The sequence below is a fragment of the Polyangium jinanense genome, from assembly GCF_028435365.1.
In genome coordinates this window covers 31,331-43,679 of the sequence record NZ_JAGTJJ010000002.1, presented here as the reverse complement: position 1 = coordinate 43,679, position 12,349 = coordinate 31,331, and the positions used below count along the sequence as shown (strand labels likewise).

Sequence of the window (12,349 nt, the reverse complement as noted above, 5' to 3'; positions counted from 1 at the left end):
GAAGCAGCATGGACATCCTCTCGAAGCTTCAGGCCCCGGAAGGCGCCAACAAGAAGGAGACCCGCGTCGGCCGCGGCGTGGGCTCCGGCCTCGGCAAGACGGCGGGTCGTGGCCAGAAGGGCCAGAAGGCCCGGTCGACGGGCAACATCGGCAAGAAGCACTTCCAGGGCGGCCAGACGCCGATTCAGCGTCGCCTCCCGAAGCGCGGCTTCCGCAACCCGCTCGCGGCGATCGTCGCGAACGTGAACGTCGGCGACCTCGAGATCTTCGAGGCTGGCGCGGACGTGAACCAGGAGGCGCTGGAGGGCAAGCGCCTGCTCCAGGGTCGTTACGACCTCATCAAGGTGCTCGGCGACGGCGAGCTCACGAAGAAGCTCACCGTGACGGCGCACCGGTTCTCGAAGAGCGCCATCGCCAAGATCGAGGCGGCGGGCGGCAAGGCGATCGTGCTTGCGCCCGGCAAGGCTTCGGCGCAAGCCTAACGTCCTTTCGGCTCGAGCCCCCCCAAGGCAGCACACCGACGTACCATGGCCACACTCGCGGGAATTGCGAACTTCCACAAGGTCCCGGAGCTCCGGCGCAGGGTGATCTTCACCCTCGTGATGCTGGCCGTGTACCGCATCGGGGTCTTCGTCACGGTCCCCGGCGTCGACCGCGCCGCCATGTCGAAGTACATGGCCAAGCAGTCGGGCGGTTTGCTGAACTTCTTCAACATGTTCTCCGGCGGCGCGCTGGAGAACTTCTCCCTCTTTGCGCTCGGGATCATGCCGTACATCTCGGCATCGATCATCATCCAGCTGATGGGCATGGTCTACAAGCCCATCGACGAGCTGCGCAAAGAGGGAGAGCAGGGGCGGCGCAAGATTGATCAGTACACGCGCTACGGCACGGTCGCGCTGTCGCTCTTCCAGGCGTACGGCAGCGCCAAGCTCGTCGAGGGCTGGTCGGCCTCGGACGCGGGCGCGGGCATCGTCACGCACCCGGGTCTCGGCTTCCAGCTCATGACGATGATCACGCTGACCACGGGAACGGCGTTTCTCATGTGGATCGGCGAGCAGATCACGGAGCGCGGCATCGGCAACGGCATCTCGCTCCTGATCTTCGCGGGTATCGTGACGGGCGTGCCGGGCTGGGTGGGTAGCTATCTCGCGACGAACGCGGGCAACATCCAGCCGCTCACGATCTCTGCGGTCGGCGCGTTCGTCGTGGCTGCGATCGCGGTGATCGCGTTCTTCGAGAACGGTCGCCGGCAGATCCCGATCGTTTATTCGCGTCGGCAGGTGGGGCGTCGCGTGTACGGCGCGCAGAACGCGCACCTGCCGCTCAAGGTGAACACGGCGGGCACGATCCCGCCGATCTTCGCCTCCTCGCTGCTCATGTTCCCCGCGACGCTGGCGAACATGAACGTGCCGGGTGCGGACAAGCTCCAGTCGATCATCAGCGGCGGCGGCTGGGTGTTCAACACCGGCTACGCGCTCCTGATCGTGTTCTTCTGCTACTTCTACACGAGCGTCACGTTCCAGCCGGTCGACGTGGCGGAGAACCTGAAGAAGCAGCAGGCGAACATCCCTGGCATTCGCCCGGGCAAGCAGACGGCGGACTACATCCAGGGCGTGATGAATCGCATCACGTTCGGCGGGGCGATGTACGTCGCGGCCGTGTGTGTCTTGCCGTCGGTGGTTGGTGACCTCCTGCGTGTGCAGATTACGTTTGGCGGGACGTCCCTGATGATTGTCGTGGGTGTTGCGCTTGATACGGTCAACCAGATCGAGGCGCAGCTCATCACGCGCAGCTACGAAGGGCTCACCGGCCCTGGGGCGAGCCGCATTCGGGCGCGGCGCCTCCCCGAGGGATGAGAAGGGAGATCTTCGGATGATCGCGATCTTGGTTGGTCCGCCCGGTTCGGGCAAAGGCACGCAGGCGAAGGTTCTCACCGGCAAGTTTGGGATCCCGCAGATCTCGACGGGTGACATGCTTCGCGCTGCCAAGGCAGCCGGCACGCTCGATCCGCAGTACCGCGCGATCATGGACGCGGGCGGCCTCGTTCCGGACCAGGCGATGATCGATCTCATCGACAAGCGCATCGACGATGCGGACTGCAAGAACGGGTTCTTGCTGGATGGTTTTCCGCGTACGGTCCCCCAGGCCGAGGCGCTTGAGCGTCTGCTTGCGGGTCGGAGCCTCACGATCGATGCTGTTTTGCAGCTGGATGTGGCGCGATCTCTCCTGGAGGAGCGCTTGATCCACCGTCGGACCGACAAAAGGTCTGGACAGATCTACCATCTCGTCTATAATCCGCCGCCCCCGGATGCCGAGCTAGAGCATCGGGCGGACGATCGGCCGGAGGCCGTCGGAAAGCGTCTCGATGCGTACGAGGCGATGACGGCGGCACTTCTGCCCTACTACGAAGCAAAAGGTCTCCTCCGGCGTGTCGATGGTGTCGGCAAACCCGAGGAGGTCACGGCGAGGGTGCTCGGGGCCCTTGGCCGAGCGCATCCGGAAGAGTCATGAGGCGATCGAACCAAAGCTCGAAACCCGCGAAGGAACCGAAGGGCGACAAGCTCGAGTTCGATGGTGTCGTTCAGGAGGCTCTTCCGAACGCGATGTTTCGGGTAAAGGCCGACAATGGTCTCGGGGTGCTCGCGACCATCAGCGGCCGGATGCGTCAGTACTACATCAAGATTTTGCCCGGCGATCGCGTTACGGTCGAGGTTTCGCCCTACGACCCGACGCGTGGCCGGATCACGTATCGTCACAAGTAGACCAAGCAGCCCAAATAGCGGAGCGAGGACAGGGAACGGAGCCGCGTCATGAAGGTGCGACCGAGCGTCAAAAAAATCTGCGACAAGTGCAAGGTGGTGCGCCGTCGCGGCGTCGTGCGCGTGATCTGCGAGAACCCTCGCCACAAGCAGCGTCAGGGCTGAGCTGGAGCAACCATGGCACGTATTGCTGGCGTCGATCTCCCGCGTCGTAAGCATCTCGCGTATGCGCTTCCGTACCTCTATGGTATCGGCCGCGCCCTCGCGAAGCAGATCTGCGCGAAAGCCAAGATCCCCGAGAACAAGCGGGTGGAGGAGCTGAACGACGCAGAGATCAGGACGATCCGCGAGATCCTCGACGCCGAGTACAAGGTGGAGGGCGATCTTCGTCGTGAGGTTCAGCTCAACATCAAGCGGCTGATGGATCTGGGCTGCTACCGCGGTCTTCGGCATCGCCGCGGTCTGCCGGTGAATGGCCAGCGCACGCACACGAATGCGCGTACGCGCAAGGGCCCCCGCAAGGGCATGCTGCAGCGTCGCCCGGCGACGAAGGCGTGACGGGACGTTAGGAAGAGGACGCTATGGCGAGTCCGAAAACGGCGGCCACCAAGGCCAAGCAGAAGAAGAAGGTCAAGAAGAACATCGCGGCTGGGATTGCGCACATCCAGTCGACGTTCAACAACACGGTCGTGACGATCACGGACATCAACGGCAATGCCGTGGCGTGGTCGTCGGCCGGTGCGCGCGGGTTCAAGGGGTCGCGCAAGTCGACGCCCTTCGCTGCGCAGCTCGCTGCCGAAGAGGCGGCGCGGCGGGCGCAGGAGCACGGGATGCGGTCGGTGGCCGTATTCGTGAAGGGCCCTGGCGCCGGGCGCGAGAGCGCGCTCCGTGCGCTGCAGACGGCCGGCTTCAAGGTGACGTTGATCCGCGACGTCACGCCCATTCCGCACAACGGTTGCCGGCCGCCCAAGCGGCGCCGGGTCTGAAGCAGCGCGCGCGGGAGTCCGCTCGAGGTTACGAACATGGCTCGCTACGTTGGTCCTGTCTGCAAGCTCTGCCGCCGCGAAGGCATGAAGCTCTACCTCAAGGGAGAGCGCTGCTACTCGGAGAAGTGTGCCTACACGCGGCGTCCTTACCCGCCCGGCCAGCATGGCCAGGGTCGCATCAAGCTCAGCGAGTACGCCGTCCGGCTCCGCGAGAAGCAAAAGGTGCGTCGCATCTACGGCGTTCTCGAAAGCCAGTTCCACGGCTACTTCCAGGAGGCGAGCCGTCGCAAGGGCCGCACGGGTGAAGAGATGCTGGCGCTCCTCGAGCGTCGCCTCGACAACGTCGTGCATCGGCTCGGCTACGCGGCGTCGCGCTCCGAGGCGCGTCAGCTCGTGCGCCACGGTCACGTGAAGGTGAACGGCAAGCGCCTCGACATCCCGAGCTTCGTGGTTCGGGTGGGCGATCGCGTGGAGCTCACGGAGGGCGCGAAGAAGTTCAAGTTCGTGGCGGCCGCCGTGGCCGGCGCGGACAAGCGCCCGATCGCCTCGTGGCTCGAGGCCGACCGCGGGTCGTTCTCGGGTTCGGTCAAGGGCACCCCGGTGCGCGAGGACCTCAACGAGCCGGAGATCCGCGAGCAGCTCGTCGTCGAGTACTACTCGCGCTGATTCTGTTCGCAGGTCGGTGGTCTTGCGGTGAACGTTTCGGAAAGCTGATCGGGGGCGTGCGAGGGAGCGCGGCCCCGATCGCTTTTTGATTGCAGGAAAAGAGCGCCATCTGGCGCGACGCGGGCAGGAGACGGCTTTCGCTCACCGAGTGCGGTGACGGGGTGAGATCTCCGCGCGAACCCCTCGAAGAAAGAGGACGCTGATGACGATGCAGACCAGCGGAAGCATGACGATGATCGCGCGAAACTGGCGCGATCTGATCCGCCCGAAGGGCATCTCGATCGACACGGAGTCGGCGAACAACTTCTACGCGAAGTTCACCTGCGAGCCTCTCGAGCGCGGCTTCGGGATCACGATCGGCAACTCGCTCCGCCGCGTGCTCCTCTCGTCGCTGCAGGGCGCGGCGATCACCGCAGTCCGCATCGAGGGGGCGCTGCACGAGTTCACCACCGTGCCCGACGTCGTCGAGGACGTGAGCGACATCATCCTCAACCTCAAGGAGGTCGTCTTCAAGGCGGCCGCCGCGCGCACCTACACGGTCCGCGTCGACAAAGAGGGCCCGGGGCCGGTGTACGCGCGCGATATCCAGCTCGTCGACGGGCTCAGCGTGCTGAACCCCGATCACCTGATCGCGGTGCTCGACAAAAAGGGCCCGCTCGCGATGGAGCTGACGGTGAACGTCGGCCGCGGCTACGTGCCCGCGGAGCGGAACAAGACGCCGACGATGGCGATCGGGACGATCCCTATCGACGCGCTGTTCTCGCCCATCCGCAAGGTCAACTACACGATCCAGAACGCGCGCGTCGGTCAGGTGACCGATTACGACAAGCTGACGCTCGAGGTCTGGACGAACGGCTCGGTGCTGCCCCAGGACGCGGTCGCGTTCGCCGCGAAGATCCTGAAGGAACAGCTCTCGATCTGGGTCAACTTCGAGGAGTCGGAGGAGACGAGCTACCAGACGGTGCCGGGCGACGAGGAGCCGCTGAACGAGAACCTCTTCCGCTCGGTCGAGGAGCTTGAGCTCAGCGTGCGCAGCGCCAACTGCCTCCAGAACGCGAACATTACCCTGATCGGCGAGCTCGTGCAGCGGACCGAGCAGGACATGCTGAAGACCAAGAACTTCGGTCGGAAGTCCCTGAAGGAGATCAAAGAGATCCTCGCGAACATGGGGCTTTCGCTCGGTATGAAGATCGACAACTGGCCGCAGCTGCTCGAGCGCTGGAAGGCGCAGCAGGCGCAAGCCTAGAGGGTGCGATATGCGTCATAAGAAGGCGGGGAGGCAGTTTGGTCGGGACACGTCGAGCCGGCGCGCGATGCTGCGCAACTTGACGGCGAACCTGATCACCCACGAGCGCATCGAGACGACGGACGCGAAGGCCAAGGAGCTCCGGCGCGTCGCGGAGCGGCTCATCACCAAGGCCACGCGCCTCGGCAAGATCGCCTATACCGCGCAGAGCGAGCTGTCGGCGGCCGACAAGGCGCGCCGGCTCCACGCCGAGCGTCTCGTCTCGTCGTACGTGCCGCGCTTCGGCGTGAAGGCCGACGGGACCAAGGTCGACGTCGTCGAGAAGGTGATGCTCGACCTCTCGAAGCGCTTCGAGGGCCGGCCCGGTGGCTACACGCGCATCATCAAGCTCGGCAATCGCCGGGGTGACAATGCGCCGATGGTCTACATCGAGTTCATCGACGCGACGCCGGTGACCGACAAGCAGGCTCCCGAGGAGCCGGCTGCGGCGGTGACCGCCGAGCCCACGTCGGCCGCGTCGGCCTCGGCCGAGTCCGCCTCGACGGCGAGCTCGGGCGAGACCGCGTCGAACGAGTAAAGCGCTCCCACGACGAACCCGTGAACGGGGATCGGGTGACCGGTCGCCACCGTTCACGGGTTTGGAAGGGAAAAACGAACACGGACACCACAGGGTGCCCGTGTTTTCGTTTGTCTGGACTGCGATCCGCTTCGCGGAAGCTCACTCCGCGCCGGCAACCGGCGCATCTGGCGCGGGCGGAGTGGGCGGATTGCTGCCTGCCCGCGACCCTTCCGCGTCGCGACCGGCGTCAGGCTTGCGCCGCGCCAGGAAGATCATCGCGATCAGCGCGACGAGCCCCACGCCGCTCGCCGCCACGTAGCGGTGCAGCGAGCTCTTCTGCGGCGCGATGCGCTCCTGCTCCAGCGACGCGAGCGCCCGCTTCGCGCGCTCGTTGCTCGGATCGAGCTCGATCGCCTTCGTCAGGGGAAACTTGTCCGGCGTGCCTCGTGCGATGAGGGTCACGCCTTCGAGGTAGGCGATCTCCGCCTCGATCTTTCGCGCCCCCTCCCCCTTCGGGTCGAGCCGCAGCGCCTTGCGCAGCATCTCCAGCGCCGCCGCCGGCTCCTTCTCTTCGAGCGTCTTCGCGTGCGCCACGTACGCCGGCGCCATCTCCTTGCGCCGCTCGAACACCGGCGAGCGCGCCAGCACCTTGTCGAACGCGCTCGTCGCCTCGACCCAGCGGCTCGCGGCTGCATGCGCCGCGCCCTCGTCCATCAGCTTGTAGACCTCGGCGAGCCGCGCGCGGTCGTACATGCCGAAGAGCTCGCGCGCGATGCGGTCCCATGTGAACTCGCGCGGGGCCTTGTTGCCCGTCTGGTTCAGGTAGGCGTCGCGGAGCTGCCAGATGCCGGGCTCGCCGATCGCTGCGATCGCCTCGCGCGCGGCCTCGCGGAGCTGGATGCGGTCGCTGTTGCTGAACGAGAGGATCACGCGGACGGCGTCGACGTCGCGCGTGCGGCCGTAGGCGCGCAGGATGTCGGCGAGGACTTGCGGATCGGTCACGCCGACGGCCTCGCCGGGGATCGCGCGGCCGAGCAGATCGAGCTGCTTGCTCGCGAAGCGCTGGACGATCTTTGCGTCGTGCTGGCGGCCCTCGATGAGCGCGGGGACGGCGCGGTCGCGCAGCTTTCCGATTTGCCGCTGCAGATCGACCCGCAAGAGCTCGCCGAAGTACGAGTACATCTGCAGGAGCTCGCGCACCGCGGGCGTCGTGCCCGCCGCGGTCAGCATGCGCTCCATCGCGAGCAGGCGGACGAGATCCCGCCAGGTGTCGCTCTTCGGCTTTGGAGAGGCCAGGACAAACTCGAGCCAATCGCCCTCGTCCTCCGCGTCCTTGTCCTTCTCCTTGTCGGCCTTGCTCTTCTTCGGCGCCTTCGCGTCCTTGCTGGCCTTGTCGTCCTTGGCGGCGGCCTTCTCGTCCTTGCCGGCCTTGTCCTTCTCCTTGCCTCCTTTCTCCGCCTTCTCGGCCTTCTCCTTGTCCCGCAGCGACTTGCGGCCGGCCTTGCGCGCGTCGTCGAGCAGGCCTTGCGCCTCCTTGCGGTCGAGCCCGGCGCGGAGCTCCTGCACACGCGCGCGCACCGCAGGCACGACGGCGGGCGTCACCTCCGCGACGGCCGTCCGCGCCGTTTCCTTCGCGCGCGCGTCGCCCGTCGTGAGGCGCTCGAGCACGCGGTCGAGCTCTTGCAGCGCCGCGGCGTCGGGCTCTTGCAGCACGATCGGCTGGAGCTTCGGCAGCTCTGGCAAAGAAGCGGGCGCGGCCGGCGCTGCGGCGGCCGAGGCCGAGGCCGAAGGTTGCGTGAGCTCTCCGGCGGCGTGCACGTGCAGGGGCACGAGCGCGAGCGCGGAGACGAGAACGAACGACGAAGCGAGCTTCGAGACGTGATTCACGGTGCCCCCGAGAACGACGGGCGAGCGCGCGGCCCTTCCCGGGCGGTTCACTCGACGATGCGGAAGTCCGGAAAATCGCCCTGGAATCCGCGCCAGCGTATGTCGACACGCTCCACGCGCGCCGCGGTCGGGCCTTTTTGGGCCCAGGCGATGAGCTCTTTCAAGCCGTCTTCTTCGCCTTCGGCGAGGATCTCGACGCCTCCGTCCGGACGGTTCTTGACCCAGCCGGAGAGGCCGAGGCGCTTGGCTTCGCGCTGCGTCGACGCCCGGAAATAGACGCCCTGGACGCGACCCTTCACGTGCAGATGCACTTGTTTCAGCCCCATCGGACCGCTCGATTCCTACTCGCACGTCGCGACCGAGGCAACCTCGTAGGCCTGCGCGCGAACGCACGCGCTGAAACGATCCGCCCCCGAAGGAGCGAACCCGCGAGGCGAATCGGCCGATTGACAGGGCAGTATCGCTTGATAGAGTCCCCGCCCGCCGAGCACCGCGCTCGGCCGCGCCCCCTCGCTGGGGACGCCCATCACTGTCCGTCGAACCGCCCTTCCCAGGGGCGGGCAATCCACGAGAGCCGGCCCAAGGGCCGACTCGAAGCTCGACCTTCCCACAACCCTACCGACCTCGGGGAACGCGCCGTCTCCCGGCCGACGCCCCTGCGTGGAGTTTTCGATCGATGCACCTGCGTGAACTGAAGCAGAAATCGATGGCCGATCTGGTGCAGATGGCCAAGGGCCTCAACATCGAAGGAGCCGCGGGCCTGCGCAAGCAGGAGCTCATCTTCGCGCTCCTCCAGGCCTTGGCTGCCCAAGACCAGCCGGTGTACGGCGAGGGCGTGCTCGAGTGCCTGCCCGACGGTTTCGGCTTCCTGCGGGCGCCCGACTACAACTACCTGCCGGGTCCGGACGACATCTACGTCTCCCCGTCGCAGATCCGGCGCTTCAACCTGCGCACGGGCGACGCGGTGAGCGGCCCGATCCGGCCCCCGAAGGAGCGCGAGGCGTACTTCGCTCTGCTCAAGGTCGACAAGATCAACGGCGTCTCGCCCGAGGTCGCGCGCGACAAGATCCTCTTCGACAACCTCACGCCGCTCTACCCGCAGCAGAAGTTCAACATCGAGAACGGCACGAAGGGCTTCTCGACGCGCATCATCGACATGCTCTGCCCGATCGGGAAGGGCCAGCGCTGTCTGATCGTCTCGCCGCCCCGCGCCGGCAAGACGGTGCTGCTGCAGAACATCGCCAACGCGATCAGCACGAACCACCCGGAGACCACGCTCATCGTGCTGCTCATCGACGAGCGGCCCGAAGAGGTCACGGACATGCAGCGCAACATCAAGGGCGAGGTGATCAGCTCGACCTTCGATGAGCCTGCGACGCGCCACGTGCAGGTCGCGGAGATGGTCATCGAGAAGGCCAAGCGCCTCGTCGAGCAGAAGCACGACGTGGTCATCCTGCTCGACTCGATCACGCGCCTCGCCCGCGCCTACAACACCGTCGTCCCCCCGAGCGGCAAGATCCTCTCCGGCGGCGTCGACTCGAACGCGCTGCACAAGCCGAAGCGCTTCTTCGGCGCGGCCCGCTCCATCGAGGAGGGCGGCTCGCTCACGATCATCGCGACCGCGCTCGTCGATACGGGCTCGCGTATGGACGAGGTGATCTTCGAGGAGTTCAAGGGCACGGGCAACAGCGAGATCCACCTCGACCGCAAGCTCATGGAGAAGCGGATCTTCCCCTGCCTCGACATCAACAAGAGCGCGACGCGCAAGGAAGAGCTGCTCCTGCCCGAGTGGATCCTCCAGCGCGTCTGGCTGCTCCGCGGGCTCCTGCACCCGCTCAACGTCATCGACTCCATGGAGTTCCTGCTCGACAAGGTGAGCCGCACCGAGACGAACCAGGAGTTCCTCGAAAGCATGAATCAGTAGGCCCGGCCTTCGGTCGAGCCTGAGGGGCCCCGCAATTCGTGGGGCCCCCTTCCCTTTTTACCCTCCTCTCCCCTCCCCTCCCCTCCCGATCCCTCGGGCAAACGCCGGATCCATCGCGATTTTGCGGGAGCGCTGTAGCGCCGGCCGGAGGCGTGTTAGCGTCGACGAGTGACCGGTAAGGCGGACCGCCTGCGAGAGCTCACGGCCCGGGTCGAGGAGCTCGAGGCCAGGCTCGAACGCTCGGAGAAGACCGTCAGCGCCCTGCGCGACGTCGGGCTCGCGCTCGGCTCCACACTCGACCTCGACCAGCTCCTCGAGCTCATCCTCGGCAAGATCACGGAGCTGCTCGAAGCCGACCGGGCCACGCTGTACCTGCTCGACGAGCAACGAAAGATGCTGCTCTCGCGGGTGATGCTCGGCGGCGAGGTGCGCTCGATCGAGCTGCCCGTCGGCGAAGGCATCGCCGGCCACGTCGCCAAGCACGGCAAAATCGCCCGCGTCAAGGACGCGTACAGGGACAAACGCTTCCAGCGCACGTGGGACGAGCTCACGGGCTACAGGACGCGCTCGATCCTCGCCGCGCCGATGCGCAACCACGTGGGCCGCACGATCGGCGTCGTGCAGGTGCTCAACAAGCACGGCGGCAAGGGCGAGTTCTCGCAGTACGACGAGGAGCTGCTCTCGGCGCTCGCCACGCAGGCGGCGATCTCCATCGACAACTCGCGCCTGTTCCTCTCGGTCATCCAGAAGAACATGCAGCTCGTTGAGACGAAGGAACAGCTCGAGCACCGCGTCGCCGATCTGAAGCTGCTCTTCGAGCTCGAAACGGCGATGAGCGGAGCCTCGTCGCTCGAAGAGCTGAGCCGCGCGGTGATCGCCGAGGCCTCGAAGGCGTGCGAGGCGCGCGCCGGTGGTCTGCTCGTCGACGAGGGCGAGGCCGGCGTGTTCTTGTACTTCTGCGACGCGTCGGCGCCGGGCGTCTCGGTGCGCGACGTCGACGTGAAGCGACTGCCCGTCAAGCGCGGCGAAGGCCTGCTCGGCTGGGCCATGACGCACAACGAGTCGGTCCACCTCGGCCCGAAAGATCCGCCGATCGGGCCGGTCGCCGAGGCCGCGCTCGCGCACATGCATCCGTCGCTCGATCTGGAGATCGAGAGCGCGATCGTCGTGCCGCTCGAAGGCGAGGAAGACACGTCGCTCGGCGCGCTCGGGCTCTACAACGCGAAGAACACGCTCGGCTTCACGCAGGACGATCGCTCGCTCTTGCGGCTCGTGTCGGCGAACGCGTCGACCGCGGTGCGCCTCTTCCGCTCGCGCACCGAGCGCGAGAAGAGCGAGCGTCTCACGGCGATCGGGCGTCTGCTCTCGGGCGTGATGCACGACATGCGCACGCCGCTCACGGTGATCAGCGGCTACGTGCAGCTCATGGCGACCGCGAGCGAGTCCTCTGTGCGCGCCGAGCACGCGAGGCTCATCCTGAAGCAGTTCGACGCAATCAGCGCGATGCAGCGCGAGCTGCTCGAGTTCGCGCGTGGCGAGCGCAGCATTCTCGTGCGCAAGGTCTACCTGACGAAGTTCTTCGGCGACCTGGAGAAGCAGCTCCAGCTCGACCTCGCAGGCAACCGCGTCACGATCGTGATGGAGCTCGACGACCGCGGCACCGCGCGCTTCGACGAGACGAAGATGACGCGCGTCGTGCACAACCTCGTGCGCAACGCGGTCGAGGCGATGGAGCCGCACGGCGGCGGCAAGGTGGTACTGCGCGCACTGCGGCACGGCTCGGACTTCGTGCTCAGCGTCTCCGACACGGGACGCGGGATTCCGCCGGAGATCCGCGAGCGGCTGTTCCACTCGTTCGTGACGAGCGGCAAGCGCGGCGGCACAGGCCTCGGCCTCGCGATCGTCAAGAAGATCGTCGACGAGCACGGAGGCTCGATCGAGGTGGATTCGTCCGAGCGCGGAACGACGTTCACGATCCGGATCCCGCAAGAGACGCCGATGATGGCGACGATCGCGCCCCCTGCCCCGACCGCGTCTCCCGCGTCGCCGCACATCCCACGGGCATCGAGCGCGCGTGTCGACGAGGCAACGGGCTTGCCGCTCGTGCACGCGACGAGCCCCACGTCGGCCTCCGCGGCGACGGCGCGCTCGCCGCAGGCGCCGGCGGCCGAGGAGTCCGAGGCCGACCGATCGGCCAAGACGGCGCGAGCGAGCCAGCCCGGCGAGGAAGGGCCACCGAGCCGACGCAGCGGCCGCGCGAGCAACCCGGGCCAACCCGCGGGACGAACCGGATAGCTCGGTAGAATCCGCGGATCCCTTGCG

At 66.7% G+C, this 12,349-nt stretch carries 14 protein-coding genes; 12 read left to right on the top strand and 2 right to left on the bottom strand.

Annotated elements, in window-relative coordinates:
- The first annotated feature begins 8 nt into the window (after positions 1-8).
- The 10 genes from rplO to rplQ all read left to right on the top strand — a co-directional run bounded on the left by rplO (position 9) and on the right by rplQ (position 6,234).
- A complete protein-coding gene (gene rplO, locus KEG57_RS05145) occupies positions 9-482 on the top strand; it encodes a 50S ribosomal protein L15 (RefSeq protein WP_271930126.1) in 474 nt (157 codons plus the stop codon).
- A gap of 45 nt (positions 483-527) precedes the next feature.
- The gene (gene secY, locus KEG57_RS05140; protein WP_272416918.1) at positions 528-1,856 is read left to right on the top strand and encodes a preprotein translocase subunit SecY; all 1,329 of its coding nucleotides are present in this window, start codon (positions 528-530) and stop codon (positions 1,854-1,856) included.
- Between the two features lie 16 nt (positions 1,857-1,872).
- The gene (locus KEG57_RS05135; RefSeq protein ID WP_272416917.1) at positions 1,873-2,511 is read left to right on the top strand and encodes an adenylate kinase; all 639 of its coding nucleotides are present in this window, start codon (positions 1,873-1,875) and stop codon (positions 2,509-2,511) included.
- Positions 2,508-2,762, top strand: a complete 255-nt coding sequence (gene infA / locus KEG57_RS05130; protein ID WP_136921418.1) for a translation initiation factor IF-1 — start codon at positions 2,508-2,510, stop codon at positions 2,760-2,762. Before KEG57_RS05135 ends, infA begins: the two co-directional genes overlap by 4 nt.
- 48 nt (positions 2,763-2,810) lie before the next feature.
- Positions 2,811-2,924: a 50S ribosomal protein L36 gene (gene rpmJ / locus KEG57_RS05125; RefSeq protein ID WP_136935266.1), complete on the top strand. Its 114-nt coding sequence runs from the start codon at positions 2,811-2,813 to the stop codon at positions 2,922-2,924.
- 12 nt (positions 2,925-2,936) lie between these two features.
- Entirely contained in the window at positions 2,937-3,317 is a 381-nt protein-coding gene (gene rpsM / locus KEG57_RS05120) for a 30S ribosomal protein S13 (protein ID WP_272416916.1), read from the top strand.
- 23 nt (positions 3,318-3,340) lie between these two features.
- Positions 3,341-3,745, top strand: coding sequence for a 30S ribosomal protein S11 (gene rpsK, locus KEG57_RS05115; protein WP_136935268.1), 405 nt, complete (start codon positions 3,341-3,343; stop codon positions 3,743-3,745).
- 36 nt (positions 3,746-3,781) lie between these two features.
- Positions 3,782-4,411 carry a 30S ribosomal protein S4 gene (gene rpsD, locus KEG57_RS05110; protein WP_272458219.1) on the top strand — a complete coding sequence of 210 codons (630 nt, stop codon included), beginning with the start codon at positions 3,782-3,784 and terminating at the stop codon, positions 4,409-4,411.
- A 208-nt stretch (positions 4,412-4,619) separates the two neighbouring features.
- Complete coding sequence (locus tag KEG57_RS05105) at positions 4,620-5,657, top strand: DNA-directed RNA polymerase subunit alpha (RefSeq protein ID WP_372518158.1); 1,038 nt, start codon at positions 4,620-4,622, stop codon at positions 5,655-5,657.
- A gap of 10 nt (positions 5,658-5,667) precedes the next feature.
- On the top strand, positions 5,668-6,234 hold the full coding sequence (rplQ, locus tag KEG57_RS05100) for a 50S ribosomal protein L17 (RefSeq protein WP_272416914.1): 567 nt from the start codon (positions 5,668-5,670) through the stop codon (positions 6,232-6,234).
- A 141-nt stretch (positions 6,235-6,375) separates the two neighbouring features.
- Here rplQ and KEG57_RS05095 read toward each other — a convergent pair whose 3' ends face one another.
- A complete protein-coding gene (locus KEG57_RS05095) occupies positions 6,376-8,103 on the bottom strand; it encodes a tetratricopeptide repeat protein (protein WP_272458218.1) in 1,728 nt (575 codons plus the stop codon).
- Positions 8,104-8,150: 47 nt separating this feature from the next.
- Positions 8,151-8,429: an acylphosphatase gene (locus KEG57_RS05090; RefSeq protein ID WP_272458217.1), complete on the bottom strand. Its 279-nt coding sequence runs from the start codon at positions 8,427-8,429 to the stop codon at positions 8,151-8,153.
- A gap of 350 nt (positions 8,430-8,779) precedes the next feature.
- Between KEG57_RS05090 and rho the strand changes: the two genes are divergently transcribed.
- Both rho and KEG57_RS05080 read left to right on the top strand, forming a co-directional pair.
- Entirely contained in the window at positions 8,780-10,027 is a 1,248-nt protein-coding gene (gene rho, locus KEG57_RS05085; RefSeq protein WP_272416911.1) for a transcription termination factor Rho, read from the top strand.
- A gap of 168 nt (positions 10,028-10,195) precedes the next feature.
- Positions 10,196-12,322 (top strand): GAF domain-containing protein, encoded by a 2,127-nt coding sequence (locus tag KEG57_RS05080; protein WP_272458216.1) that lies wholly within the window; start codon positions 10,196-10,198, stop codon positions 12,320-12,322.
- Positions 12,323-12,349: the final 27 nt, after the last annotated feature.